We start from the raw sequence: 25,454 nt of genomic DNA, 5'->3' as shown, positions 1-25,454 counted from the left end.
CAAACCAGCAAGCAGGTAGATAAAAAGTCTTTTTCTATATGCATATATTGAACGTTTATTTATTACAGGACAGCATACAATCATCACCTAAATTAGCATTACAATTCTTTGTCCCGGTTTAAAAACAGCCTCTGTTTCACTTAAATTCACCAATGTACTAATAATGGCAATAAGAATAAAAAGAGCAGCAAATATATTATAAGTATATCCCTTAATTCTAAAAACTTTCGACAACGAATACAACACCAATAAAGCATAACAGATCGGGCCTCCTAAATAAGATGCAACTGAACACATACAAAGAAGTAGGAAAAATCCATTTTTAAAAGTAAACACCTCTTTTGCCACTACTTCAGCCATATATTTTTCTTTATAAGAGCAATCATATTACGAGTACATTTACTATTCTCAAGCCAGTCAAATATTCTCTTCAGAAATTTTATTTGAGCCAATGATTGATATATCTTCTGTGATAGCGTAGGATTATACCAACTATGAGCAACCAGATGCAATGCATAGGTACGATGATTCATAAATTCTGGCTCACAAAAAACCTCATCTTTAAAAATTACCATATTATTATCCAGATACTGATCTTCATTTTTATATCTAAAGCCATATTTTTCAGCATTCACGGCATAAATGTTGGGAGCAACAATAGCCATGTTATCATAACCCTTATTCATTGAAAAATGAAGATTTCTATAATAAGCCAGGCAATCACTCATATATTCGTTTCCTTTTTCTGCACCCATAATGGCCGCTTGAATTCCTATTCCCTGTACATAGTCTACATTAGGCAAACGATTTAAATTTGTATCCAAGCATTTATTCACTACATCAAAACATTTCACATTATCAGGAATATATTCCACTGAAGAGAAAAAATGAAAATGAAGCAAATCATTAAACGATTTAAGCACCTGTACATCAGAGTCTAAATAGATGCCACCCTCTGTAAATAAAGCATAAGCACGTATATAGTCTGCACAAAAAGCCCACTTCTTTTGTTCGAAAGCTTCCCTTACATACTCTATGGAATTGATATCAAAATTTTGAGTAGTCCAGCATTTTATCTCATAATCAGGAAGACATATTTTCCAAGAATCAATACAGTTTTTAATTTAGTCAGGCACAGGCGCTCCACTTAGCCAGCACCAATCAATAATATTGGGTATCATACTTATCTTATATTAGGATATTTCACAATTCTATTCCGCAGTTCACTTATAAACGGCTTCATTGAGTAATCCTCTATATCATATTTATTATATTTCTTAAAATGATCATCGTCATAAATACCTATACGGTCGCCTAACCCTCTCGCTCGTTTAGCGATATATTCTTCTTCTGATTTTGTATAATAATGGTTAATACGCAAATTTCTGAAAACAATATCACTAGCTCCCCAGCCAAAAATACGATTACCCCATGCTTCTCGAATAGAATATCCACCTTTTACATAAAGAGGATAGTGAGGTGAGATGTAATCTATCACCAATCGAGGATTACAAATTGTTTTAATATGGATATTTAAATAATAGTTATTTTCAGCTCTTTTCGTATAATTTTCCGTTATAAGTCCTTCCGGTTTATGTTTTAAGCCACAGGTTCCGAATATAGCCCAATTCACTCCTACACCACAAGCCCCCAATTTAGCTTTATAAACAAGTTCATTCATTACTTCACCCAAACCTTTAGAACTATCCACAGGCATCAAATACTCATCCATATCAAGAAAAGCCATCCACCTGCATTCCCTTTTATGTTTTTTGATAGCATCATTATAAGCTACTAGCTGCTGTGCTTTACCTCTTTGTAAGGTATAATCCACAATACCTGCTTCTATATAAGGTTTTAGTAAATCTAAAGTATCATCATTACTTTCATTATCATAAAAATAAAATTTTGTAACCCCTACCATTCTGTGAAATTCAATCCACTCTATCAGATAAGGACCTTCATTTTTACTGATGGACACAATTGCGACTTCATGTTTGAATATTTCACTTCTTTCTTTTTCCATAATTTTCTCAACTTTCCTAAATCCCCAAGCTTTCTCATAAAACATAGAAAACCAATAGTTCAAAAGAATATAGGGAAAACAAACCAACAATACCGAATTTGAAAATAAATGACTCTTAATATTACGTTTAACATGTAAGATAAAACTATTGTTATACAAATACAGATGTATCCAATAGCGAAATGTTTTTGTTTTTAAGCTCATCTCTAATAATGAATTATGAAAACCACGATTGCAACATCTTTCTTCCCTCGTTTCTATCGCGATTCAGAGTTTGGGAAATTTTACTATAGTCAAATTCGCAAAAATCAAGTTCTTCCAATCGACGCACTCGTGGTACTGCATATTGTGATATCAAGGTTTCCATTCTGGAATTCATACCTCTAAAAATACCCTTTAATTCAAAAAACATAAATGGTTTCTCAAAATAAATACCAAACATACAACAGTGATATGAATTAGTCAATATATATTTAGCTTTTGATATCAATCCAAGCCATTCTGTTGGTGAGGGGAATATTTTTTCATATTTGTCATTACGAGCCTGACTAGCTATATATTTTATTTTCAAGTGTTTTATTTTAGCATAACTATAAATATCATCTATGTTAACATCTGTATAATTACCTAATAGATAAAGTAATATATAATCTTTTTCCTCTGGTATATCTGCAATATTAAGATAATCCTCTTTTGTGAGTAACCCAGTTGGATCAATAACACGACGAGCATCAATACCCATTTCCTTACAATAAATTAGACCTTTTTCCTCCCTTACTGTAACTGCAGAGAATGAAAAGAGCATTTCTGCCATCTTTTTACGTCCATCTATAGTAAAAGGATTACTACCAAAACTTGCAGCATATGAATATTTGGGTTTATCATGAACAAAGGTCAAAAAATAGACTTTAGACAATGCCCCCCACACCTGATCGCTACCCGTAATATAAGCATCACATAGAGGAGGATTATCTTCCAGCATAGCAATATCATAAATCTTATCTGTTGATACAATAAACTTCGTTCGGAAATAATCAAATCCTCTATCCAAATGACCATATCGTCTCGAAAACTGCTTCAATTTAAATCTAAATATCAATAACGACCAAAAACGATAAGAGAAGATCTTTCCCGGCAACTGAAGAAATCGTGTATTCAAAGACTTCTTCTCTACTGCATCACTGATACTTTTTATCAAAAAAGCATTATGACCTTGTTCCCGAAGATAATGCTGAAGCGCATAACACTGTAATACTTGACCATAATTATCTTTACTATTCCACATCGTAATTATACCAATATTCATCTTTATCGTTTTTTAAGCAGCTTATTTAACTTATAATTCAGGTTAAGCTTAATAAGTATCATTCTAATAATAAATTTAAGTTTATCAAGCAATGATGGTTTTGCAAATTCCTCCAGCAATTTTACAACAGACTCGGATTTCCATCTAGAAAAAAAGGCTATTCGTTTAGGATGAAGAGGTGAGCTATGCATATAGGAGATATTAGTAAAGACTATATCATCAGGTGTTACCGATTTTTTTTCACAGACTAACTTCTCCATTATGCTATCACCTTTTTCAGTATGAACAAAAACTAAGCTTACCCCATTTGGATCATAGAACCTTTTATCAATCTCCTTAATACCCCAAAAATCAGCCATTGAAATATCACTTTGAGAACGCCCCCCCTTCGCAGGACATAACGAACACGATGGACGAATTGTTATATTAGAAAGAAAACCTTTCATAAAAGGATTATGACTATGCATTTCAGAGAACAATATCTGATTTTGATCCATTTTAGAAACCGACATTCCACGAATGATAAAACCAAATTTTTCCCATCCGAATCCTGCTTTCTCTCTGAAATTAATACCTGTAATCTCAAGTCTTTCCTTTAGAGAAGAAGATAAGAATGTATCTTTTTCATTTGCTATGCTTTGCAAGGACAATTTGTTTTTTTGTTCGCTAAGATACTTTTGCCAGACTCCCGGACTAGGTACACCATGACAAATAAAGTCTATAGTTATAAGATTAGTATAGTCTCTGCCTAGAAAGTTCTTTAAAGCTGCAATCTGACAGGGAGTACCTGTATAAAGTACTAGCTTGCCATTCTTTAGAAATTCCCTAGCTTTAGCAAAAGTCTCTTCATTTCTGCACTGCACATATTTGGAACCTCTAAACTTCGATAAATAGTTCCGCTCCTCAACATAATCCATCCGTACTCCCCAGTCTTTATCAAAACGAGCGCCAAAAACTACACCTTTATTCTGTAGTACATATTCGCTTACAAGAGAAAAAAAACCGCCAGATGAACTTTGTCGTTGAATAAATTTAGACGGATTTTTTATCGCATAAGCCTCTCGTACAAGCAAAGCTTCTCTCTTATTAATTACCGGACAAACTTTTTCACATAAACCACAGTCGACACATATAGCATAATCAATTACGGGATAAAAGAATCCTTCATCATCGACTCTCATCTCTATGCATGCCTTAGGGCACGCTTGACTACATGCTTCGCAGCCACAACACATCTTATTGTCTTTAATGTCAAGCATTTTCTTATTATGTAATAATTGAATAAAACGAAAGCATTTATCGGTTTGTCAAATGACAGCCAATAAAATCTAATTAAACGATCTTGAACATATTCAATTCTTAAGTCTTTAATAAAACTTCTAAAATCGCCAGTCAGAGCAGGCTTATAAAAAAATCCCCCCCCTATTTTTCTTTTATTTTGAACCAGAATGCGTTCAAAAACCCGTGTATAATAATAATCAGAAGAATAGTGTAACAACGATTCCCTGCCAGTCTGCTCATATATACTGTAAATAGCCGTCGTATTTTGCTTTATTTGATGCAATGCATCCTTCACCGGCCTTTTCTTACGTCCTAAAGAATTCTGATTTTCATCAATCTGGTCATAGTGATAAGTTGCAATGGAAGTACTTGACAACGTTTTGACATAAAGAAGATAACTAAGAATAAAAATATTATCTTCACCTAGACTAACACTAACGTCAAATCGTAATCCGTATTTATTTATTATTGAGGATTTAAAAGCCTTTATCCACAAGAATTGAGAATGTGCTTTCAATGGTCCCAAAAACAGATCTAAGCTTTCATTCTTATTCTTTGACACAGAATCTAAATAATTGAATGTTCTTACTCCATAATATAAATCTATAATAAAACTATTGATACACAAATCTACATTTTTTTCTACTTGTTTATTAAATGTAGCCAGATGAAACGGCTCTACCCAATCGTCCGAATCCATAAAGGTAATCCATTCACCACACGCAATGTCTAATCCTTTATTACGAGCTGCACTAACTCCCTTATTTTCTTGATATAAATACTTAACTCTAGTATCTAAAGCAGCAAACCTTTGACATATCTCACCTGATCCATCTTTGCTTCCATCATCTATTAATATCAACTCCCAATTTGTTTCTGTCTGCAAAAAGACACTGTTTATACAGCGTTCAATGTACCGCTGCGCATTATAAACTGGAACGATTATTGAATATTTAATTTTTTCTTTTTCCATATTTTAGACGTAAAGAGCTTAATATCTCACACAGCATTATGCTCAAAAGTACAGCCAACAACGGGATAATAAAATAATTTATAAGTGAATAACAAGGCAAAATTAACCCGACTATCTTAAAAGCTACAATTAACGTAAGCGGATAATGACTATAATATATCACTGTTGAATACTTGCCCAAAGAGGCTATTTTTTCGACTTTTCTTATTTTCGAACATAGAAAAAATATAAAGAATGGCATAGTAAAAATATATAATTTTAGGATTATTTCTTGTCCTGTCATTATATAAACAATCAGTCCGATAATGATAATGGGACACATATAATACCACTTATCATAAACCAGATTACGATTATGTATAGCCAGAAAAGCGCCTAAACTAAAAAATAGAATGCCGAGCAAGTTAAAGTACAAAAGATGTAAACCTAAAAAATATGATACAGTTAAAGCCACAATTGTAAACCAGCCAAACTTATCACAGATTTTATATATTATCGGAGAAAACAAACACAACACTATCAAATCACGTATATACCATAGAGGAAGATTTATCGGGTAATAAATACCACTTGAGATATCGGAAACGTTGCCCCAAAAACAATGGACTATAATTTCACCTATCGAAGCATTTCCATAATCAATCCAGGAAGGTCTTCCTGTATAGAACTTTAGCAAATCAATCACTAGAGTTACGGCATTCCAAACGAAATATGGTATAAGTAAAGTAGAGATTCTCGAATTTAACTTCTTAATATAGATCTTTTTCGTAAACCCATTCTCCATCCGCTGAAAAAACAAGAACCCAGATATGATGAAAAAAGCAGGTACAACAAAACTACAAAATGTATGAGAAAAGAAATCACGAAAAGGATAATAAGCAATATTATCTGTTGGTCCTACACTATGTATAAATACTACAAGAACAGCCAATGGAAAACGCACAATACGGATTGCAGTGGAAGTGTATGGCGTCATAACAATTTAGTTCTAATTAGTAACAATATTTTTTCCCGTTCACCCAAAGACAATCCAATAAAGAAAAGGAAAAAGATTTCTATCATGAACACAACTACCATACATAAAAAAGTATCTACAGATAGAGAGTCATATGACGGCAAGAAAAATACCAGAAGAAACAATGATACAGTTAATAATAAAGGACGCATTAAAGCTTTTTTAAAATATTCTTCAAAGGATATTTTTATCAATGGTAATACAATATAAAACCTAATACACTGAACAAGTGCCTCTATAATTCCATATATTATCATTACAGAATCTGGAGATATGTCAAACATTTTAAGACCTATATAGGAAAAGGGCAAGACCAATAACATTGTAGTACCCTCATAAACTTGGAATCTTTTTATGTTACCTGTAGCATGTACTGCATTTATCATAGCCTGTCTTAATGGCGCCAACAAACAAATAAGTAATGTTATTCGGACAAAGCTAATTGTATATTCAGGTACAGTGCCTAGCCATAATTGGAGAACAACAGAGGCAAAAACAAATAAAGGAAAAACAACTAAAACCATAACTAAATAACCATATTTAGAAGACGCTATCACCAATTTATGCATATTCTGCAAATCGTTAGTTGCATACGCTTTAATAATAGGAGGTGACAATGCCATTTGATAGTTTTGCACAAACACTAAAACAGCGGCCTGTACTTGGGTTGTTAAACCGCGAGCTGCATTCACTACAGGTCCAAAAAACATATTTAAAAGAATATTTATACCTTGATTATTTGCCAATAAAGCAAGACTACCATTTGATGCCCAACCAGCATATACAATCAGTTCCTTTGACAATTTTGAATTCCATTGCGGTTTCTCTCTACTCTCTACAAAATTCTTTGAGCAATATATGGTGTATATTGCTCTTAACATTAATTGAACCAACAAGAACAAAATAGAATAACTTATTAATTTATCATACGGAATTATCAATAATAAAAATACAATAGAAAGTTTTAATGTCGACTCCACTATTGATATATAAGCAAAAACATTCATCTTTTCATGAGCTATTACTAAAGCATTAAATGGTACACTAACCACTGAAACGAGCATGGCAATAATAGAACATTGATATACCCATAAAGCTGCATCATATCGTTCTTCTGGTATAATAAGTTTATTTAATACAAACCAAAGACCTACAGTTTCACACAAGACAAATAAAACTAATGCAAGTATTAGATGAACACCTAACACGCTTCTGAAAACTTTTTTCACTTCATCAACATTCCCCTTTCCGATTGAAAATGTCAAATAACGAGAACTTGCTGATTGAAGTGAACCATTAAAGAAAGAAAGCATGACCGTTACGCCACCTACCACATTATATACTCCAAAATCTACGACACCTAATGTGTTTAAGATCACTCTTGATGTATAGAATGATACACCCATCGTGAACAACATTCTTAAATATAAGAATAGTGAATTTTTCGCAATTCTTTGTGTATCAGTCGCTATAATTTCCTTCATTGGGTTATTCCGAATTTTATATTTCACGCAGATTAAAGTTATACTCAGACAAGAGTACTCCTCACTGTTTTAGATACTTTTTAGTATCCAAACAATGAAACGATTTAATGACCTTATTAGCTATTCATTCTTCCTTCACTTTATGTTCTCCATACCCATAACCGTATCCATAACGTTTGCCATAGCCATAATACTTGCCATATTTGCCATAGCCATAATAATAACCATACTTCTTCTTTTGAAGATCAAGACCATTAATTATGGAACAAAGATTAGGCAATTTATTACTATCAGCCAATTCATTAATCAAAGTAAATTCAGCTTTTCGAGTATAATCAGCACGACATACATACACCGACAAGTCAGCTACACGACCTATCAATAAAGTATCCGTCACCATACCAACTGGAGCTGTATCTAGAATCACATAATCAAAGTTCTTTCTCAATGTTTCAACCGCCTTATCCAAACCATCTCGAGCTAATAATTCTGTAGGATTAGGCGGCACAGTTCCACCTGGAAGAATATACAGACTCTTACTTATATCCGAAGGCTGAACAAAATCCATCAGATTCTTTTCTGGATTTGCTAAGTATTGAGTAATACCCAATTCTTTACGAGGAATATTAAACACTTTATTCAAACCAGGCTTACGAATATCAAGACCAACAATCACAACCTTTTTTCCCAATAAAGAAAGGCTAATCGCAAGGTTTGAAGAAATAAAAGATTTACCTTCACCACTGACAGTAGAAGTGACTAGTATCACTTTTTGATCACTTTTAAGCATAAACTGAAGATTAGTACGGACATTACGAAAAGTCTCACTCATTAAAGTATTCTGATTCTCAAATACAGCAATAGTTCCATTTTTTTCAGTAGTTAATGGTACATCACCCACAATAGGTCGACTCGTTAAATTCTCAACATCACCACGCCCCTCTATTTTGAATTTAGTCAAACCAATCAGGAAAATGATACCAATAGGTAATCCTACACCTACCACCAAAGCAATCATGTAAATCATCTTTGGTTTCGGAGATACCGGAGCACCTTCAGCTGCTGGCTCATCTATAATCTTAGCATTGTTGGCTGTAGCGGCCAAAGTGATGGCGTTCTCTTCACGCTTCTGCAAAAGCATCAAATAAAGTCCTGCCTTGATTTCTTGCTGCCGTGCAATACTTACATATTGACGTTCTTGCCCCGGAGCATCACTGATACGACGAGAAAAACGGCTCGCTTCACGATCTAAATCAGCCTTCACAATAAGTAAACCCTGCAAAGTACCATTAATAGCAGCCTGAACATTCGATTTCATAGCACGAATACTCGTATCCAGATTCACTATCATCGGATTGCTCTCCGTAGAAGTACGAAGCAAACGTTTACGTTCAATAATTAATTCATTATAACGTTCTATCTGAGTAGTCAATCCATCATCAGATAAACCGATATTACCTGGTAAAACTTCATACTCATTTGACGGATTATTGATATATTTAACAAGGTCGCGAACCAAATTAATCTGGGTTCCATTCTCTACACGCTTCTTTTCATATTCAGCATTCCCCGATACAGCCAATTGAGCATCACTGCTAATATCTGTCAAACCCGCATTTCTTTTAAAGGCTTCCAATTTATTCTCCGTACTTCCTAATTCTTCATCAATAATCTTAATACGTTCATTGATAAATTCCCTTGTCTTTTCAGCAATCTCATTCTTGTCATTATTTGTATTCCGATTATACATTTCCATCAACTTATTGATAAAATCCTGTCCTCGCTGTATATTCGTATTCATCAATGAAACAACTGCTACAGAAGTCGTTTTGGAAGTGGGTGCTATTTCCAATGCCCACTGATATCCTTTTGCTACTCTAAACGGCTGACTGACCACAGCACTGATATTTCGCACCACATTCTGTCCTTCTATATTCCCATTCGCCAAGGAATCTTTCAATGCAAACCCAAATGTACCCGCATCTGTAGGTAACACTGCTGGAAGTTGATCAAAATGTTTAGCATATTCATTCAACCCTATTTTCAAATTTACATCCAGACCACCCTCTGGAGTAAGCTTCATATTAATCAAAGCTACATCCAACAATTCGTCTGCTTCCTGAGGTGTCAGGTTTACGACTACCGGAGAAGTCTTATATAATTCTTTTTTAGGGAATTCATCCTCATCATAATAAGTTATATAAAGTTCCAGATTATTGATAACTTCTTTTAAAATCGTTTTTGAGCGTAAAACTTCAATCTCATTATCAATACTTTGTGCAGAAGTAATCACTCCACCCAATCCCAAGCTTTCCAAATCAGCAACATTTCCACCACCGTTTTTTTTATCATCTTTTATCATGATGGAAGCAGAAACCTGATACACGGGAGTTTGAAAATGCAAATACACCCAAGCACCAATTAGGCAAGCTAAAACGGAAGCTACAAACCAAGGCCAATGAATTACATATTTAAAAAAAAGTTCCTGATAATCTACTTTCTCTTCGTCCAATTCATTCATATTATTGTCATACGAATTTTCTTTCATTGTTGATTGTTATTTTAATAAAATTACCAATATGTTTGCAAGTGAAACCAGAATAGAAGTACTAGACAGCCATAATCCCGTATTGGTTCCTATATCCGAATTCTTCGCCTTAGTCTTATTAGGTGTCACATAAATTATATCATTCTGCTGTAACTGATAATAAGGAGACAGTACCGTTTCAGCCTTATTCAAGTCCATAGTAATAATTTCCTGCTTGTTATCTTGCCCTGTCCGGATTAATTTCACATTATCGCGCATACCATAAATAGTCAAATCACCTGCCATAGCGAGCGCTTCCAACAAATTAATCTTCTCGTTAGAGACTACAAAGCTGCCTGGCTTAGTAACCTCTCCCAATACCGAAATCCGGTAATTAACAATACGCACAGTTACAAGCGGTGCTTCTTTTAAATAAACCTTCAACTTATCTATAATCAGATTTTCTATTTCAAGTTTAGTCAATCCACCTACATGAATCTCGCCTAACACAGGAAAGTTGATATTCCCCTGATTATCCACCAGATATTGCTGCAGAGCAGATGATGCGTTTCCTTGTCCTACCGTCTTTCCCTCCGTTCCACTAGCAGTACCCGAATTTACCAGATTGAAAGGTGCAGCCAGTTCCGGAGTAGAACAAGATACGGCAATCGTCAACAAATCCTTGGGCATAACCTTCACACCTGTCTGACGAACACTCTGTTCTGTATCATTCACAAAAGCCGTATCCTGCAAATAAGGCACTTTCTTATATGATTGGCAGGATACCAGCAAAAAAGCAAGTAACGCACCCAAAGTCAATCGTTTCAATTTTCTCATAACCACCTACTCATGTAAATTACAACTATTGATTTAATTTTTATTCAAATTCCAACTCTTCGCCTAATAAGCCTCTTTATCCCCGCGGATTACGTTATACACAGTCTTATACATGATATATAAATCCAAAAGAAACGTCCAATGCTCAATATACCAGATGTCACGTTGCACACGTCCTTCCATCTGCCAAAGCTCCTTCGTTTCTCCACGGAAACCTGTCACTTGTGCCCAACCTGTAATACCAGGCTTTACAAAATGACGGACCATATATTTATTTATTAAATGAGAATATTCTTCTGTGTGCTTCAACATGTGCGGACGGGGACCCACTAAAGACATATCCCCTTTCAGGACATTAATAAATTGAGGAAGTTCATCCACATTCGTCTTACGAATCAGATCACCGATTCGGGTTTTACGAGGATCATGTTCTGTAGCTTGTAATGTATCACATTGAGCATTTACCCGCATTGAACGAAACTTATAGCACCAGAATTCACGACCATCCTCCCCACTTCGTTTCTGCTTGAAAAAAACAGGTCCAGGTGAACTTATCTTTATAGCCAGTCCCACAATGATGTATATAATCGGGAAAAAGGTACAAAGGAATAGTAGCGAGCAAATAATATCAAAGCCACGTTTCATAATACGGTTCTCCAATAACTCAAGTGGCTCACGACGGATAGAAAGTACCGGGACATTACCTAACATTTCAAAATACATTCTCCGTTTCAAATAGTTCCGGACATTGGGAACGCTAAAGAAACGAATCAGATGATTCTCACAATAGTTGATAATCGGCACAATTTCAGCACTACGGGCGGAAGGAAGGCTACAATAAAGCTGATCCACCTTTCCCGCATTACGAGTCAAATAATCAACAGCTTCACACGGCTGTCCCAAATAAGCTATATTCATAGGATAGCGGTCTGACGGAAAATCTTCAAAATATCCCAATACACGATACCCGGATGTCGGATCATCCGTCATGGAATGATAAAGTTCCTGCATATTTTCATGGCTACCCACCAACACTACCTTTCGGACATTTTTCCCACTTTTGCGATAAAGCTCCAGAATAGATCGGAACGTCAGACGATAGGAAATGATAACGATAATGAGAACTATATAAAATACCCCTAACTGACGCAGATTGACACATTCAAAATGGAATATGTATGAAAGCCCAAAGACTATCAACACAAAAGGAATCATATTCCGGGCCACCCGAAGCATAATTTGTTCCGGGCGAACCACCGGACGATGAAGGATCACTCCTGAACGGATGTTGCAAACCAGATAACATAAAGTCATCAGAGCCATGTTCTGGAGAAGAGGCATTGAATACTCAAATGGAGACCGGTTTTCCCAGATCGAAGTAAACATCCATAACAGCAAGTTCAATAAGATGATGTCCCCTAGAAGGACAAAAGATTTTAGGACTTTATTGAAACGTTGGACTTCCTGCATTATTTTATTATCAATTGATTAAATTTCTTTCCCATCACCCGTGTTTCTCACGATAATCAATATAACGGTCGACCCATTCAATTGCTTTGGCTCGAAATTCCTCTTTGGTATGACAGTCATAGAAGTAAGCCAAAAGACGGGTGAAATGGCTTAAACGAACGTCTCCCCTTTTATAACCTTTGCATAGTAGACAGCTTTGCCCAAGCCTATTTCAGCGCACATGGGAGCTATCTTCACACCTGCTTTCTTAAACTGCTCGGCGATGAAAAGGCCGAGTGCTACATGAGAGTACTTTTTCATTTTTGTAATTCTGTTAATTGTTAAAGTTATTAAATAATACATGATTCTACCTATAACTGTTCTGATATGTCAGAACAGTTGATTTAAAAGCTATTCCTACCTTCGCCCCACGTTTTGAAAATTCAAGGCGATAATCAAATAATTAGATACGTTATGACAAACGATTTTAGAATGTCTTATTTCATGCCTCCCATTGCGCCCATTAAAGACGAACACGGACAATTAGTTACTCCTCCTACGCTTATTCCCTGCTGCGAAGTCTCCGTAGAGCAAGTCTTTCAAATGATTACCTGCAACGAGAATCTCAAAGTTCTGACCGAACAAGTACGCAACTCCGAAGATATACGGACGGCAAAAGCATCACTATTACCATACGTGACTCCCTGTGGTACATTCTCGCGTCGCAGCAGCAAATGCCTCATAGTTCCTTCCCTCCTAACAGTAGTAGATATAGACTATCTCACCTCCTATCAGGAAGCAGTGGAGATGCGTAAGACGTTGTTCAATGATCCTCTTCTCCACCCTGTGCTCACGTTTATCAGTCCTAGCGGACGGGGCGTAAAAGCCTTCATACCCTATAATCATTTACCCATGGCCGATGACGCAAACTGTATTACGGAAAAAATGAAGTTAGCAATGTTATACACTGTGATGATCTATGGTACAGGAACACCTCCTCCTTTCGGAGAAAAGAAAAAAGGTGTGGACTTTTCCGGTAAAGACATTGTGAGATCCTGCTTCCTTTGCCATGACCCGGGAGCATTATTTAGAGCCACCAACGAATAATCATAAATTATAAATCATAAATCAAAATAATGACTGATATTGAATCTTTACGCCGCCTCACTGAAGCGGTTGAAACTGCAGGAGCGGATATTGCTCCTACCTATGCTGAATATGTACAACTGGCGTTTGCCATCGCAACGGATTGCGGAGAAGCGGGACGCGAGTTTTTCCACCGTTTGTGCCGGATGTCCGCCAAGTACCAACGTGAACATGCCGAACGGATATTCTCCAATGCTCTCACTACCCGACATGGGGAAGTGCACCTGGGTACGGCTTTCCATCTTGCCGAAATGGCCAATGTGCAACTCTGTAATACGGAAGTTATGAACAACCGTAGAAATACAGAAAATACGGAAAATACACCATCCAAAATTCTCACACACGCACACGTATATAATAAGGTGGAGAATGACGAACCGGACGAATCCGAAGAGCTGCTGAACGGTAGTGACCCGAACCAGCCATTGCCCACTTTCCCCGAAGCGGACTGGCCGAAAATCCTCTTGCTCATCATGAGCTATGCCACCAGCCCTACGCAGCGTGACGTCATGCTGCTCGGAGCATTGACTGCCATAGGTGCCAGCATGGAACGATATGTGAGATGTCCATACGCCGGCAAACTCCAGTCTCCTTGTCTGCAAAGTTTTATCGTGGCTCCTTCTGCCTCGGGTAAGGGAATTCTTTCGCTTATCCGTCTGCTCGTCGAACCTATCCATGACGAGATCCGCCAGCAAGTAGCGGCAGAGGTCAAGGCTTACAAAAAAGAGAAAGCCGCCTACGACGTCATGGGAAAAGAGCGTAGCAAAGTGGAAGCTCCCCAAATGCCCAAAAACAGAATGTTTCTCATCTCGGGCAATAACACCGGAACAGGTATTCTGCAAAATATCATGGATGCCAACGGCACAGGACTTATCTGCGAAACGGAAGCAGATACTATTTCTGCTGCCATCGGCTCGGAATACGGACACTGGAGCGACACGCTCCGCAAAGCGTTCGACCATGACCGTTTGTCGTACAACCGGCGTACCGACCAGGAATACCGGGAAGTAAAGAAAAGCTATCTGTCCGTCCTGCTTTCCGGTACGCCCGCACAAGTGAAACCACTTATTCCCTCGACAGAGAACGGTTTGTTCTCGCGCCAACTGTTTTATTATATGCATGGTATATGGGCATGGATCAATCAGTTTGAAAGTGGTGAAGCCGATCTGGAAGCTATCTTCACAGACATAGGCCTGGAATGGAAAAAGCAACTCGACCTGATGAAAACACATGGAGTCCATACGCTCCGGCTCACCGACGAGCAAAAGCAAGAGTTCAACGCTCTCTTTTCCGATTTGTTCTTCCGTTCGGGACTTGCCAACGACAACGAAATGAGCAGTTCCATCGCCCGACTGGCTGTCAACACGTGCCGTATCATGGCAGAAGTAGCTATGATACGTGCATTGGAATGTAATCAACCTTACCAATTCAAGAATTCTTCTATCCATCTGCTTACTCCTGATAAGGAGATTGCCACTGATAATATCAAAGACGGCATTATCACCCGTTGGGATGTAACGATCACCGCTGAAGATTTTAAAGCGGTTCTGGAGCTTGTAACTCCGCTTTATCGTCATGCCACGCATATCTTGTCTTTTCTTCCCTCCACAGAAGTCAAGCATAGAGCCAATGCCGACCGGGATGCACTTTTCGAAGCAATGGGCAACCAATTCACCCGTGCACAGCTGTCGGAGCAGGCTACAACCATGAAAATCAAACCTAACACCGCTTTCGGCTGGTTGAACCGTCTGATTAAAAAAGGATTGTTTACCAACGCAGACGATAAAGGCATCTATACACGCACGCACGTGTGCGTGTGTTAGGGAGACGGGGGTAAAAGTGTATTTCTTGTATTTTAATAAAGCATCGCTTTAGCGTTCGTAAAGCATAGGTTTAGCAACCATAAAGCACCGCTTTATCCCACACAAACCGCCTCTATTCCTCTCTCCATCTCCCACTTTCATTTTTCAACTCTCAACTCTCAATTCTCAACTCTCAACTTCTTCAAGGTTCTCCCAAAGCGTCCACAATCACTCTCACCTCCAACGGTGTGAATGAGCGACGCTTTGATTCGTACCCCAAGTCGTACAGACGTTGCAGAAGTCCGGGACATAAAGAGATCCATTTCTTCATTTTTCGATAAGCAGCAATGTCGGTAAGTGTCGGAGAATAAAGTTGCGCCAGTTCCATGCGCCCGTAGGCACGTATTTTGAATTCGGTCATAATGGATAAAATTTTGATTTACAGTTACAAAAATAACAAAATAGAACCACATAACCAACGCTTTTCCATTGAATAAACGACCATTACGACATATAATTGACAACAATCGTGTGCAATCGCAAACAATTGATTTATCGATGTTTCAGGGTAGTATCTTTGTATTGTCAGAAGGGAAAAGAATCCCCGGACAATATGTTTAACCCTTTAATTTATTGTTTTATGATTCGTTACAAAATTTATCAAAACCAACAGCAGAAAGGCCTGAATGCAGGCAAGTGGTTCGCCCGTGCGGTAAGCGACGAGACGTTTGATTTAGCCAAGCTTGCCGAACACATGTCGAAACACAACTCACCGTATTCCGGTGGTGTCATCAAAGGTGTACTTTCTGACATGGTAGACTGCATCAAAGAATTGCTGCTCGACGGCAAATGCGTGAAAATCGACGACCTTGCCATCTTTGGGGTAGGCATCCGAAGTAAGGCGGCTGAAACACTGGAAGATTTTTCGTTAGAGAAAAACATCACTGGTATGCGCCTGAAAGCTCGTGCCACCGGTAATTTGTCGACTACCAACCTGAAACTCGACAGTCAACTGAAGCAGCAAACGGAGTATCAGAAACCAACTACCCCTGGTGGAGATTCCGATTCAGGCAATACGCCGAATCCAAATCCGGGCGGAAGCGGTGAAGCACCTGACCCGGCTGCCTAAAGTAGATTCACCACAGAGGACGCAGAGGACACAGAGAAAAGGAATAATCTATGGTGAAAAAATTCTGTGTACTCTGTGGTGAATAAGAAAACTATTATTAATTTATTTAAAACCTCTTATTTATGAGTAATTCATCTTCTCCCCGCTCCGTATGGAGCTTCATTATCAAAGTGATTATCACCGTTGCCACCGCTATCGGAGGCCTGATTGGAGTACAAAGTTGTATGTAGCCCCATGCGCACCATTACGCTGATTATCATTCATTGCAGTGCCACGCCGGAAGGAAAATTCCTTTCGGCGGAGGCTTGCCGACAAGATCATATCCAACACCGTGGGTTCCGTGACATTGGTTACCATTTCTACATCACCCGCGATGGAGAAATTTGCCAGGGCCGTCCTCTGGAAAAGGTCGGGGCACACTGCCGTGACCATAACACCCATTCGATAGGTATTTGTTACGAAGGAGGGCTGGATATTGCCGGACGTCCCCAAGACACACGTACATTGGCGCAACGAGGTTCCTTGCTCGCTTTGCTCCGCGAATTGAGGAAAAGATTCCCCAAAGCATTGATTGTAGGCCATCATGATTTAAATCCGATGAAGGAATGTCCGTGTTTTAACTGTATCAAAGAATATGGAGAGTTGTAAGGATCATCTAAGTATATTGACCAGCAGACTGGCAATAGACACTAAGATGGAAAATCCCGAAATCCACATCGTGGTACTTGTTCCGATGTCCGCGCTCTGTGCTTTGGTTTTATTGGGAGTGACATACAGGATGTCATTCTGTTGCAACTGATAGTAAGGAGATAATAACAAATCCGCGTCGTTCAGATTGAGTGTAACAAACTGTTTATGCCCGTTCTTGTCTTCGCGGATTAGTTTCACATTATCACGAACACCATAAATGGTCAAATCTCCTGCCATGGCAAGGGCTTCAAGTACATTGATCTGCTCATTCACCACCGGATAAACACCCGGAGACGCCACTTCTCCCAAAACCGAAACTTTAAAACCGGACATACGGACTACTACCGTAGGTCTTTCTTTCACGTAAGATTTCAGTCGCTCCGTTATCAGGTTTTCAGCTTCGCGACTCGTTAATCCGTTTAAAGGGAGTTTACCTAAAACCGGATAATTGATATTTCCCTGGTCATCCAACAAAAAGGTACTGCCTTGTGCATTGAATGGCTGCGAAACAACCGGATCGGAAGTAGAAACAAGAATGGAAACCTCATCTCCCGGTATCAACCTGGCGTCCTGAATAGGGGAAACTTGCGTATTCACCTGTTTCAAAACCTCCGCATCCTGCAAATAAGGTACTTTCTTATAGGATTGACAAGCTGAAAAGAAGAAGAAAGAGAATATCAGTGCAAAAGCACAAGAAAACTTTATATTCATGTAATTTGTGGATAAATGATGACGAGTACTAGTTTTTCTCGCAGATAGCTTCGACATAACCAATAGGCATATTCACGCAAGCGCATCCCAGCATATTCAGCCGGACGGCAATCTTGCTTTTGCCATCTACATTAACCAGTTCACCAACCAGCCCGGTCAGAGGTCCTTTCACAACACGAACCTTCTCACCACGTGCCAAAGGAGAGCTGTTCATACAAATAGCTTCCTCTGAATAGTCGAGCATGAAACGAAAACGAGCCATCTGCTCATCTGGAATCACCGCTGGAGAGCTCTCACCACGCATCACCATATAACGACTCACTGTAGAAAAACTTAGAACTTCTTTGCGTTCTTTCGGATTAACGTGTACAAACACCATCATTGGAAGAAGGACAGACTCAACCATCTTGCGCCGGTCACTCCACTGATGAATTTCCTGCTGAACAGGAACAAAATTCTCAATCCCTATTTTATCTAAACGTTCGGCTACTTTCTTCTCATGATGCATACGAACCAGAGCAACATACCAGCGTTTAGAGTGTGCTACGCCTTCCCCTGTCCCATCGCTAGGCCCAGCACTAATTGATTTCGGCTTTGTTAAAATCATGTTTTTTACCTCATCTTCTTCCGTTACTTCTTAGGTAACGGACAATACATACACAGGACACACATCTCAACAAAAAATGGAAATCACATATAGAAATAGGGCATAAAAAGGAAACTGCCTAATACTCAACGGGAAAAATCCAGAGATTAGGCAATAAAAAGTATAGAGCATGAAAATAAAGTTATTTCATGTTCGGATAGTTTTTTTCCTATATTTTAGATAAAACGAAAAAAAATGGAAGAATATTTGCTTACTATCTATGTTTTTGTCTATCTTTGCGTCAAATTTAAGTTCCGTTACCTAAGAAGTAACACACATATATTAGTCCTGATTATTAGAACTTTACACTTTTATTTCTGCCTACACAACAGTTTCTTACGTAAGATAAATTCCCTTTATTTACCTCTGTACGTTCTTTAAGCTCAAAGCCTTTTAAATAGATTTGTGTCGTTTTTATAGATTTATGGCCCAATGATTCACTAATCATTTCAATGGAGACTCCCCGATACTTCGCAGTCGTTGCCCAGGAATGACGAAGCGTATAGGAAGTGACAGGAGATTGCAAATGCAAGGTTCTTGCCAGGTCCTTCAGGCTATTATTAAATCGACGAAGAGCGGACTGATATTCCCGGTAACCTCTTTCATCTTTCCGTTTTTTATCCCCACGAAGAATATCAAACAGATAATCCGGACAATCGGGGTGAGAACTTTCCTTACTACGGAGCTGGTTAATCATTTCCTTTGCTGTATTCAGCACTTCCACGCTCATCGGAGTTTTGGTTTTGATACGGTTGTATCGCAACACATTCTGATTCAAAGCCGACTTCTCCAAATGGGCTAAATCGGCAAATGACATTCCACAAAACTGAAACATCAGAGCAGCGATAGCTTGCGTACGACGTAAACGCTCCGATTTGGGATCTTCATACAGAAGCTTATGCAATTCCGTAGCAGGCAGAGCCTTTTTCTGGCGGACATCCACACCTGTATAGACATCATGAAACAGTCGCGGGATATAAGGCGCACTGCCCGCTTCCACTCCACGGTTATAGATACTACGAAGCATACGCATATACGTAGAAATCGTATTGGGCTTCAAGCCACACTCATAAAGATACTGACCGTAACGCCGTAAACGCTCACGGGTGACCAGTCTGAACGACACGTTAGACGTGCCGCAAAATTTGCTGAAAGAAAAGAGGGCATTCTTGTAGACATGCGCCGTAGAATGCCGTCCCTCCTTTCGCAAACGACCGATGTAGAATTCCGCACACCGGCTAAATCCATTCTTGTTCATCATTTGCATCACTAGTTATTTTATATATTATGCCACTTGGCAAGTGGCAAAAGAACGAATCTTTTTGTGTCTTCAACGCAAAGTTTTTGATAAATATAGTTAAAGACTTCTCTGCCTTTTTTACTCTATTGGTAATAAAAAAAGTCATCCGGCTTTGTCCATCACTAGAATGGAGCAAAGTCGGATGACTTTAATTCTGTATAATAATCTCTTATACGTATGTTTCCAACAATTTCACATTTCCTCCTTCAGGAGTGATTGTGATGTCTTGTGTAGTTGCAGGCAACAAAATAGATTCTCCGGCACTAACAGTCAGTTCATTGCCTTCATTGTCTCTCATCTTGCAGGATCCTTCCATACAGATAAAGATCACGAATGAATCAAGTTCGGAATAGTCGCAACTGATTTCTTCAGTCATGTCATACAGAGAAGTCGTGAAGTAGGTGCAGGCAACCAGTTCTACCGGCTCGTCCTTCAGCGGTTCGTATTTAGTGCGATAGTCATCCAACACTTCGTAGTTGATGGCTTCACGGGCTAAATCGGTGTGAAGTTCGCGGGTTTTACCATTCGCATCTTTACGGTTGAAGTCGTAGATACGGTAAGTTATATCAGAGGTTTGCTGAATCTCGGCGATGAAAGAGCCTGCCCCGATGCTGTGTACACGTCCGGCAGGAAGGAAAAACACATCACCCGGATGGATTTCATATTCCTGCAATACGTCGGTAATCGTATTGTTCAACACGCGTTCCTTATATTCTTTCGGGGTAATCTGTTCAGAGAATCCTGAACGCAATTTAGCTCCTTTGTCGGCATCTACCACATACCACATCTCGGTTTTTCCCATCGAATTATGGCGTTTCTTCGCCAACTCATCTGTTGGGTGTACCTGGATTGACAAATCCTGTTTGGCGTCGATGAACTTAATGAGCAACGGAAATTTGTTGCCAAAACGGGCATAATTCGCTTCACCAACCAGCTCCTCACGATACTTTCTTACCATATCGGCCAAGGTTAAACCTTTATCCGGGCCATTAGCCACAACGGATTCATTGTCCTCAACGCCGGAAATCTCCCAGCTTTCTCCTACTCCTTTCAAGTCTGAATTCAAATGCTTGAACGGAATAATTTTGTCGCCCCCCCAAAGCGTCTGCTTCAGAATAGGTTCGAATTTTAATGGATACATTTTTGTTTTTCTTGTTATAAACTTAGATTAAATTCGCTCGGATTGTTACAATCCGGGAACAAACATACAAAAAATAGTTCAGTTTTTAAGAAAAGGAGGATGAAAATTCATTTAAGAAATCATCTTTTGTCCTTGCATCCAAAGAAGATGAAGTAATAAAGCTAAACTTTCCTAAAGCACCTGTCATATTTAGTCGGAATAATTTGTGAGTAAGAAAGAATTTCCCTTTATTTGCAGGAAATTTTTAATAATACCAGACATGAATAACACATTCCCAACAGAAGGGAATCTATCAGGGCTCAGCCGGAAAGATTTCCAAAAGGATATAAATGATAAAAAAACTGATTTATTTATCCTCAAAAACACAAAGGGAATGGAAGTAGCTGTAACCAATTACGGATGCGCCATTCTTTCTATCATGGTACCGGACAAAAACGGTAAGTATGCTAATGTAATCCTCGGACACGACAGCATCGACCACGTCATCAACAGCCCGGAACCTTTCTTAAGCACTACTATCGGACGCTACGGCAACCGTATCGCGAAAGGAAAATTCACTTTGTTCGGTGAAGAACATGAACTCACAATTAACAACGGACCTAACTCTCTGCATGGTGGACCTACCGGTTTCCATGCCCGTGTTTGGGATGCTGTCCAGATTGATGAGAGCACAGTGCAATTCAACTATGTTTCTGCTGACGGCGAAGAGGGATTCCCCGGCAATCTGGAAGTGGAAATGACTTACCGCCTGGAAAATGAAGTAAATGCACTGACTATTGAATACCGCGCTACCACCGACAAAGCTACAGTCGTTAACTTGACTAACCACGGTTTCTTCAACCTCGCCGGTATTTCCAACCCTACTCCTACCGTTAACAACCACATCGTTACGATCAACGCTGATTTCTATACGCCTATTGACGAAGTTTCTATCCCTACCGGTGAAATTGCCAAAGTAGAAGGTACTCCGATGGATTTCCGCACTCCGCATACCGTAGGCGAACGTATCGACGATAAATTCCAGCAACTGATTTTCGGTGCAGGATATGACCACTGTTATGTACTGAACAAGATGGAAAGCGGGTCGCTCGACCTGGCTGCTACTTGCAAGGACCCGGAAAGCGGACGTATCATGGAAGTATATACCACCGAAGCGGGTGTACAACTCTATACGGGCAACTGGCTCAACGGATTTGAAGGTGCACACGGAGCTACATTCCCAGCCAGAAGCGCTATCTGCTTTGAAGCACAGTGTTTCCCGGATACTCCGAACAAACCGCATTTCCCATCGGCTACTTTGCTGCCGGGTGATGAATACCAACAGATCACTGTCTACAAATTTACGGTAGAAGAATAAGACTTGAAAAATAACTAACCTAATTTTATAAACTAACATTTTTTTTGAACCATGACACAAGAAAAAAAGAACGGTAATCTCGTCGCAATTATCACGATGTTCTTCATCTTTGCGATGATCTCTTTCGTAACAAACCTCGCTGCTCCATTCGGAACAATCTGGAGAAATGAATATGCGGGTTCGAACACTTTAGGTATGATGGGAAATATGATGAACTTCCTGGCTTACCTGTTTATGGGAATTCCTGCCGGTAACATGCTCGTTAAGATCGGTTACAAGAAGACTGCTTTGATTGCAATGGCAGTAGGTTTCCTCGGTTTGTTCACACAGTATCTTTCCAGCTTATTCGGAGCAGGTGCTGAAGTATTCGCATTCGGTGAGTATGTTATCAAATTAAACTTTGTAATCTATCTGCTTGGTGCATTTATCTGCGGTTTCTGCGTTTGTATGCTTAACACAGTGGTAAACCCGATGTTGAACCTTCTCGGTGGCGGTGGTAACAAAGGTAACCAGTTGATTCAGACTGGTGGAGCTCTTAATTCTTTGTCTGGTACATTGACTCCGCTTTTCGTAGGTGCTTTGATCGGTACTGTCACTTCAAGTACTGCTATGTCTGACGTTGCTCCTCTGCTCTTCGTTGCTATGGGTGTATTCGTTGCTGCATTTATCGTTATCTCATTTGTTGCTATTCCTGAACCACACCTTCAGAAAGGTGGAGTGAAGAAAGAAAAATTCTCTCACAGTCCATGGAGCTTCCGTCACACTTTACTGGGTGTAATCGGTATCTTTATTTATGTAGGTATTGAAATTGGTATCCCGGGTACACTGAACTTCTATCTTGCCGATTCAAGCGATAAAGGTGCCGGTATCATGATGAACGGTGCTGCTATCGGTGGTGCTATCGCTGCTATCTATTGGTTGCTGATGCTTGTGGGACGTACTGCAAGTAGTGCTATCAGTGGTAAGGTTTCCAGCCGTGCACAGTTGATCGCTGTTTCTGCTACTGCTATCATTTTCGTATTGATCGCTATCTTCACTCCGAAAGATGTAACGGTTTCAATGCCGGGTTACACTGTAGGCGAAGGCTTTATGATGGCACAGGTTCCTGTAAGTGCTTTGTTCCTTGTACTTTGCGGTCTTTGTACTTCTGTAATGTGGGGTGGTATCTTCAACCTTGCAGTAGAAGGCTTAGGAAAATATACAGCACAGGCTTCCGGAATCTTTATGATGATGGTTGTTGGTGGTGGTGTATTGCCGTTGATCCAACAAAGCATCTCTGACTCTGTAGGTTATATGGCTAGCTACTGGTTGATTATCGCTGCTCTGGCTTACCTGTTGTTCTACGGTTTGGTAGGTTGCAAGAATGTAAATAAGGATATTCCTGTGGAATAATCACATAGAATAGAATTCAATTTATTCACCTTTAAAATATAAATATCATGGATACAGAATACGTAAGAAGTCGATTCATTAAACACTTTGACGGAACTACTGGATTTTTATATGCTTCTCCGGGCCGTATCAACCTGATCGGTGAACACACTGACTACAACGGTGGATTCGTTTTTCCGGGAGCGGTAGACAAAGGGATGATTGCTGAAATCAAACCTAACGGTACTGACAAAGTAAAGGCTTACTCTATCGACTTGAAGGATTATGTAGAATTTGGTTTGAATGAAGAAGATGCTCCACGCGCCAGCTGGGCAAGATATATTTTCGGTGTATGCCGTGAAATGATTAAACGTGGCGTTGATGTGAAGGGATTTAATACTGCTTTCGCAGGTGATGTGCCTCTGGGTGCAGGTATGTCTTCTTCTGCTGCTTTGGAAAGTACGTATGCTTTCGCACTGAACGAACTGTTTGGTGAAAACAAGATAGATAAGTTCGAATTGGCTAAAGTTGGCCAGGCTACAGAACATAACTATTGTGGTGTGAACTGCGGTATTATGGACCAGTTTGCTTCCGTATTCGGTAAAGCAGGTAGTTTGATCCGTCTGGATTGCCGTTCACTGGAGTATCAGTATTTCCCATTCCATCCGGAAGGTTATCGTCTGGTTCTGATGGATTCAGTGGTTAAGCACGAATTGGCTTCTTCTGCTTATAACAAGCGTCGCCAAAGCTGTGAAGCTGCTGTTGCCGCTATCCAGAAAAAACATCCGCACGTAGAATTCCTGCGCGACTGTACAATGGCTATGCTAGAAGAAGCGAAAGCTGATATCAGCGCTGAAGACTATATGCGTGCAGAATATGTAATCGAAGAAATCCAACGTGTACTCGATGTTTGCGAGGCATTGGAAAAGGATGATTACGAAACTGTAGGTAAGAAGATGTACGAAACTCATCACGGCATGAGCAAGTTGTACGAAGTAAGCTGCGAAGAACTCGACTTTCTGAATGACTGCGCTAAAGAATACGGTGTAACCGGTTCACGCGTAATGGGTGGTGGCTTCGGAGGTTGTACTATCAACCTTGTTAAGGATGAATTGTACGATAACTTCGTTGAAAAAACAAAAGCTGCTTTCAAAGCTAAATTCGGCAGAAGCCCGAAAGTGTATGACGTAGTAATCGGTGACGGTTCTCGTAGACTGGAATAAGAATTTATTCGTTATTAAATAAGCAAGAAGGGCGGCTTCC

Annotated in this window: 25 protein-coding genes and 1 pseudogene; 8 read left to right on the top strand and 18 right to left on the bottom strand. The window is 39.2% G+C overall.

Annotated elements, in window-relative coordinates; translation table 11 throughout:
* Positions 1-87: 87 nt before the first annotated feature.
* From ACT8YW_RS08170 to ACT8YW_RS08110, 13 genes and pseudogenes are all read right to left on the bottom strand, one after another.
* Positions 88-360, bottom strand: a complete 273-nt coding sequence (locus tag ACT8YW_RS08170; protein WP_444104607.1) for a hypothetical protein — start codon at positions 358-360, stop codon at positions 88-90.
* Complete coding sequence (locus ACT8YW_RS08165; RefSeq protein WP_444104606.1) at positions 348-824, bottom strand: hypothetical protein; 477 nt, start codon at positions 822-824, stop codon at positions 348-350. The genes ACT8YW_RS08170 and ACT8YW_RS08165 overlap by 13 nt, the downstream gene beginning before the upstream one ends.
* 132 nt (positions 825-956) lie before the next feature.
* Positions 957-1,076, bottom strand: a pseudogene (locus ACT8YW_RS08160) (glycosyltransferase family 32 protein); the annotation flags it as partial.
* A gap of 107 nt (positions 1,077-1,183) precedes the next feature.
* Positions 1,184-2,026: a glycosyltransferase family 92 protein gene (locus ACT8YW_RS08155; RefSeq protein WP_217290670.1), complete on the bottom strand. Its 843-nt coding sequence runs from the start codon at positions 2,024-2,026 to the stop codon at positions 1,184-1,186.
* Between the two features lie 217 nt (positions 2,027-2,243).
* Positions 2,244-3,332, bottom strand: a complete 1,089-nt coding sequence (locus ACT8YW_RS08150; RefSeq protein ID WP_217290669.1) for a polysaccharide pyruvyl transferase family protein — start codon at positions 3,330-3,332, stop codon at positions 2,244-2,246.
* Between the two features lie 2 nt (positions 3,333-3,334).
* The gene (locus ACT8YW_RS08145) at positions 3,335-4,513 is read right to left on the bottom strand and encodes a Coenzyme F420 hydrogenase/dehydrogenase, beta subunit C-terminal domain (protein WP_444104605.1); all 1,179 of its coding nucleotides are present in this window, start codon (positions 4,511-4,513) and stop codon (positions 3,335-3,337) included.
* A 2-nt stretch (positions 4,514-4,515) separates the two neighbouring features.
* Entirely contained in the window at positions 4,516-5,586 is a 1,071-nt protein-coding gene (locus ACT8YW_RS08140) for a glycosyltransferase family 2 protein (RefSeq protein ID WP_217742829.1), read from the bottom strand.
* Positions 5,567-6,562 carry an acyltransferase family protein gene (locus ACT8YW_RS08135; RefSeq protein ID WP_217290666.1) on the bottom strand — a complete coding sequence of 332 codons (996 nt, stop codon included), beginning with the start codon at positions 6,560-6,562 and terminating at the stop codon, positions 5,567-5,569. The genes ACT8YW_RS08140 and ACT8YW_RS08135 overlap by 20 nt, the downstream gene beginning before the upstream one ends.
* A complete protein-coding gene (locus ACT8YW_RS08130; protein ID WP_217290665.1) occupies positions 6,559-8,085 on the bottom strand; it encodes an oligosaccharide flippase family protein in 1,527 nt (508 codons plus the stop codon). Before ACT8YW_RS08130 ends, ACT8YW_RS08135 begins: the two co-directional genes overlap by 4 nt.
* Positions 8,086-8,209: 124 nt before the next feature.
* Positions 8,210-10,633: a GumC family protein gene (locus tag ACT8YW_RS08125; RefSeq protein WP_217290664.1), complete on the bottom strand. Its 2,424-nt coding sequence runs from the start codon at positions 10,631-10,633 to the stop codon at positions 8,210-8,212.
* Positions 10,634-10,642: 9 nt separating this feature from the next.
* Positions 10,643-11,455, bottom strand: coding sequence for a polysaccharide biosynthesis/export family protein (locus ACT8YW_RS08120; RefSeq protein ID WP_444104604.1), 813 nt, complete (start codon positions 11,453-11,455; stop codon positions 10,643-10,645).
* A 57-nt stretch (positions 11,456-11,512) separates the two neighbouring features.
* Positions 11,513-12,919, bottom strand: coding sequence for an undecaprenyl-phosphate glucose phosphotransferase (locus ACT8YW_RS08115; RefSeq protein WP_444104603.1), 1,407 nt, complete (start codon positions 12,917-12,919; stop codon positions 11,513-11,515).
* Between the two features lie 150 nt (positions 12,920-13,069).
* The gene (locus tag ACT8YW_RS08110; RefSeq protein WP_008021935.1) at positions 13,070-13,219 is read right to left on the bottom strand and encodes a hypothetical protein; all 150 of its coding nucleotides are present in this window, start codon (positions 13,217-13,219) and stop codon (positions 13,070-13,072) included.
* Positions 13,220-13,372: 153 nt separating this feature from the next.
* Here ACT8YW_RS08110 and ACT8YW_RS08105 point away from each other — a divergent pair, with 153 nt between their 5' ends.
* Complete coding sequence (locus ACT8YW_RS08105; RefSeq protein ID WP_444104602.1) at positions 13,373-14,005, top strand: BT4734/BF3469 family protein; 633 nt, start codon at positions 13,373-13,375, stop codon at positions 14,003-14,005.
* A 29-nt stretch (positions 14,006-14,034) separates the two neighbouring features.
* A complete protein-coding gene (locus tag ACT8YW_RS08100; protein ID WP_444104601.1) occupies positions 14,035-15,867 on the top strand; it encodes a DUF3987 domain-containing protein in 1,833 nt (610 codons plus the stop codon).
* 181 nt (positions 15,868-16,048) lie between these two features.
* On the opposite strand, the gene ACT8YW_RS08095 is transcribed toward ACT8YW_RS08100, so the two are convergent.
* Positions 16,049-16,267: a DUF4248 domain-containing protein gene (locus ACT8YW_RS08095; protein ID WP_004313208.1), complete on the bottom strand. Its 219-nt coding sequence runs from the start codon at positions 16,265-16,267 to the stop codon at positions 16,049-16,051.
* A gap of 219 nt (positions 16,268-16,486) precedes the next feature.
* On the opposite strand from ACT8YW_RS08095, the gene ACT8YW_RS08090 reads away from it, so the two are divergent.
* From ACT8YW_RS08090 to ACT8YW_RS08080, 3 genes are all read left to right on the top strand, one after another.
* Positions 16,487-16,975 (top strand): HU family DNA-binding protein, encoded by a 489-nt coding sequence (locus tag ACT8YW_RS08090; RefSeq protein ID WP_444104600.1) that lies wholly within the window; start codon positions 16,487-16,489, stop codon positions 16,973-16,975.
* 122 nt (positions 16,976-17,097) lie between these two features.
* Positions 17,098-17,205 carry a smalltalk protein gene (locus ACT8YW_RS08085; RefSeq protein ID WP_004297473.1) on the top strand — a complete coding sequence of 36 codons (108 nt, stop codon included), beginning with the start codon at positions 17,098-17,100 and terminating at the stop codon, positions 17,203-17,205.
* A gap of 4 nt (positions 17,206-17,209) precedes the next feature.
* Positions 17,210-17,623 carry an N-acetylmuramoyl-L-alanine amidase gene (locus ACT8YW_RS08080; RefSeq protein WP_004313206.1) on the top strand — a complete coding sequence of 138 codons (414 nt, stop codon included), beginning with the start codon at positions 17,210-17,212 and terminating at the stop codon, positions 17,621-17,623.
* Between the two features lie 3 nt (positions 17,624-17,626).
* Here ACT8YW_RS08080 and ACT8YW_RS08075 read toward each other — a convergent pair whose 3' ends face one another.
* The 4 genes from ACT8YW_RS08075 to ACT8YW_RS08060 all read right to left on the bottom strand — a co-directional run bounded on the left by ACT8YW_RS08075 (position 17,627) and on the right by ACT8YW_RS08060 (position 21,463).
* The gene (locus tag ACT8YW_RS08075; RefSeq protein WP_444104599.1) at positions 17,627-18,376 is read right to left on the bottom strand and encodes a polysaccharide biosynthesis/export family protein; all 750 of its coding nucleotides are present in this window, start codon (positions 18,374-18,376) and stop codon (positions 17,627-17,629) included.
* Positions 18,377-18,404: 28 nt separating this feature from the next.
* The gene (locus tag ACT8YW_RS08070) at positions 18,405-18,983 is read right to left on the bottom strand and encodes a UpxY family transcription antiterminator (RefSeq protein ID WP_008018120.1); all 579 of its coding nucleotides are present in this window, start codon (positions 18,981-18,983) and stop codon (positions 18,405-18,407) included.
* Positions 18,984-19,317: 334 nt separating this feature from the next.
* A complete protein-coding gene (locus tag ACT8YW_RS08065; RefSeq protein ID WP_444104598.1) occupies positions 19,318-20,283 on the bottom strand; it encodes a tyrosine-type DNA invertase cluster 3b in 966 nt (321 codons plus the stop codon).
* A 208-nt stretch (positions 20,284-20,491) separates the two neighbouring features.
* The gene (locus ACT8YW_RS08060; RefSeq protein WP_004313588.1) at positions 20,492-21,463 is read right to left on the bottom strand and encodes a type I phosphomannose isomerase catalytic subunit; all 972 of its coding nucleotides are present in this window, start codon (positions 21,461-21,463) and stop codon (positions 20,492-20,494) included.
* 259 nt (positions 21,464-21,722) lie between these two features.
* Between ACT8YW_RS08060 and ACT8YW_RS08055 the strand changes: the two genes are divergently transcribed.
* From ACT8YW_RS08055 to galK, 3 genes are read left to right on the top strand one after another with little or no spacing between them, the layout of a single operon-like run.
* Positions 21,723-22,820, top strand: coding sequence for an aldose epimerase family protein (locus tag ACT8YW_RS08055; RefSeq protein WP_270552405.1), 1,098 nt, complete (start codon positions 21,723-21,725; stop codon positions 22,818-22,820).
* 51 nt (positions 22,821-22,871) lie between these two features.
* A complete protein-coding gene (locus ACT8YW_RS08050; RefSeq protein WP_004309167.1) occupies positions 22,872-24,212 on the top strand; it encodes an MFS transporter in 1,341 nt (446 codons plus the stop codon).
* A 47-nt stretch (positions 24,213-24,259) separates the two neighbouring features.
* Positions 24,260-25,414 (top strand): galactokinase, encoded by a 1,155-nt coding sequence (galK, locus tag ACT8YW_RS08045; protein WP_004297463.1) that lies wholly within the window; start codon positions 24,260-24,262, stop codon positions 25,412-25,414.
* The last annotated feature ends 40 nt before the right edge of the window (positions 25,415-25,454 follow it).

Origin of the sequence: Bacteroides sp., assembly GCF_052357945.1 — a bacterium.
Lineage (GTDB): Bacteria > Bacteroidota > Bacteroidia > Bacteroidales > Bacteroidaceae > Bacteroides.
This window is presented reverse-complemented; position numbering and strand designations above follow the sequence as displayed.

Excerpts from the sequence above, each read along its gene's own strand:
- ACT8YW_RS08170 (WP_444104607.1), bottom strand. The coding sequence starts at position 360 with ATGGCTGAAGTAGTGGCAAAAGAGGTGTTTACTTTTAAAAATGGATTT.
- ACT8YW_RS08155 (WP_217290670.1), bottom strand. The coding sequence starts at position 2,026 with ATGGAAAAAGAAAGAAGTGAAATATTCAAACATGAAGTCGCAATTGTG.
- ACT8YW_RS08150 (WP_217290669.1), bottom strand. The coding sequence starts at position 3,332 with ATGAATATTGGTATAATTACGATGTGGAATAGTAAAGATAATTATGGT.
- ACT8YW_RS08145 (WP_444104605.1), bottom strand. The coding sequence starts at position 4,513 with ATGAGAGTCGATGATGAAGGATTCTTTTATCCCGTAATTGATTATGCT.
- ACT8YW_RS08140 (WP_217742829.1), bottom strand. The coding sequence starts at position 5,586 with ATGGAAAAAGAAAAAATTAAATATTCAATAATCGTTCCAGTTTATAAT.
- ACT8YW_RS08135 (WP_217290666.1), bottom strand. The coding sequence starts at position 6,562 with ATGACGCCATACACTTCCACTGCAATCCGTATTGTGCGTTTTCCATTG.
- ACT8YW_RS08130 (WP_217290665.1), bottom strand. The coding sequence starts at position 8,085 with ATGAAGGAAATTATAGCGACTGATACACAAAGAATTGCGAAAAATTCA.
- ACT8YW_RS08125 (WP_217290664.1), bottom strand. The coding sequence starts at position 10,633 with ATGAAAGAAAATTCGTATGACAATAATATGAATGAATTGGACGAAGAG.
- ACT8YW_RS08115 (WP_444104603.1), bottom strand. The coding sequence starts at position 12,919 with ATGCAGGAAGTCCAACGTTTCAATAAAGTCCTAAAATCTTTTGTCCTT.
- ACT8YW_RS08110 (WP_008021935.1), bottom strand. The coding sequence starts at position 13,219 with ATGAAAAAGTACTCTCATGTAGCACTCGGCCTTTTCATCGCCGAGCAG.
- ACT8YW_RS08105 (WP_444104602.1), top strand. The coding sequence starts at position 13,373 with ATGACAAACGATTTTAGAATGTCTTATTTCATGCCTCCCATTGCGCCC.
- ACT8YW_RS08100 (WP_444104601.1), top strand. The coding sequence starts at position 14,035 with ATGACTGATATTGAATCTTTACGCCGCCTCACTGAAGCGGTTGAAACT.
- ACT8YW_RS08095 (WP_004313208.1), bottom strand. The coding sequence starts at position 16,267 with ATGACCGAATTCAAAATACGTGCCTACGGGCGCATGGAACTGGCGCAA.
- ACT8YW_RS08090 (WP_444104600.1), top strand. The coding sequence starts at position 16,487 with ATGATTCGTTACAAAATTTATCAAAACCAACAGCAGAAAGGCCTGAAT.
- ACT8YW_RS08085 (WP_004297473.1), top strand. The coding sequence starts at position 17,098 with ATGAGTAATTCATCTTCTCCCCGCTCCGTATGGAGCTTCATTATCAAA.
- ACT8YW_RS08080 (WP_004313206.1), top strand. The coding sequence starts at position 17,210 with ATGCGCACCATTACGCTGATTATCATTCATTGCAGTGCCACGCCGGAA.
- ACT8YW_RS08075 (WP_444104599.1), bottom strand. The coding sequence starts at position 18,376 with ATGAATATAAAGTTTTCTTGTGCTTTTGCACTGATATTCTCTTTCTTC.
- ACT8YW_RS08070 (WP_008018120.1), bottom strand. The coding sequence starts at position 18,983 with ATGATTTTAACAAAGCCGAAATCAATTAGTGCTGGGCCTAGCGATGGG.
- ACT8YW_RS08065 (WP_444104598.1), bottom strand. The coding sequence starts at position 20,283 with ATGATGAACAAGAATGGATTTAGCCGGTGTGCGGAATTCTACATCGGT.
- ACT8YW_RS08060 (WP_004313588.1), bottom strand. The coding sequence starts at position 21,463 with ATGTATCCATTAAAATTCGAACCTATTCTGAAGCAGACGCTTTGGGGG.
- ACT8YW_RS08055 (WP_270552405.1), top strand. The coding sequence starts at position 21,723 with ATGAATAACACATTCCCAACAGAAGGGAATCTATCAGGGCTCAGCCGG.
- ACT8YW_RS08050 (WP_004309167.1), top strand. The coding sequence starts at position 22,872 with ATGACACAAGAAAAAAAGAACGGTAATCTCGTCGCAATTATCACGATG.
- galK (WP_004297463.1), top strand. The coding sequence starts at position 24,260 with ATGGATACAGAATACGTAAGAAGTCGATTCATTAAACACTTTGACGGA.